This is a genomic window from Streptomyces sp. ASQP_92 (assembly GCF_025399895.1).
Classification (GTDB): Bacteria; Actinomycetota; Actinomycetes; order Streptomycetales; family Streptomycetaceae; genus Streptomyces.
The window spans coordinates 1-626 of the sequence record NZ_JAODUA010000061.1; the positions used below are offsets into that span (position 1 = coordinate 1).

At 56.7% G+C, this 626-nt stretch carries 1 rRNA gene; it reads left to right on the forward strand.

Annotated elements, in window-relative coordinates:
• Positions 1–626: ribosomal RNA gene (locus tag N4G70_RS36895) — 23S ribosomal RNA — on the forward strand; the annotation flags it as partial.

Genomic DNA, 626 nt, shown 5'->3' on the forward strand with positions numbered 1-626 from the left:
GTCGTGACTGCGTGCCTTTTGAAGAATGAGCCTGCGAGTTAGCGGTGTGTAGCGAGGTTAACCCGTGTGGGGAAGCCGTAGCGAAAGCGAGTCCGAACAGGGCGATTGAGTTGCACGCTCTAGACCCGAAGCGGAGTGATCTAGCCATGGGCAGGTTGAAGCGGCTGTAAGAGGTCGTGGAGGACCGAACCCACCAGGGTTGAAAACCTGGGGGATGACCTGTGGTTAGGGGTGAAAGGCCAATCAAACTCCGTGATAGCTGGTTCTCCCCGAAATGCATTTAGGTGCAGCGTCGCGTGTTTCTTGCCGGAGGTAGAGCACTGGATAGGCGATGGGCCCTACCGGGTTACTGACCTTAGCCAAACTCCGAATGCCGGTAAGTGAGAGCGCGGCAGTGAGACTGTGGGGGATAAGCTCCATGGTCGAGAGGGAAACAGCCCAGAGCATCGACTAAGGCCCCTAAGCGTACGCTAAGTGGGAAAGGATGTGGAGTCGCAGAGACAACCAGGAGGTTGGCTTAGAAGCAGCCACCCTTGAAAGAGTGCGTAATAGCTCACTGGTCAAGTGATTCCGCGCCGACAATGTAGCGGGGCTCAAGCGTACCGCCGAAGTCGTGTCATTCCAGC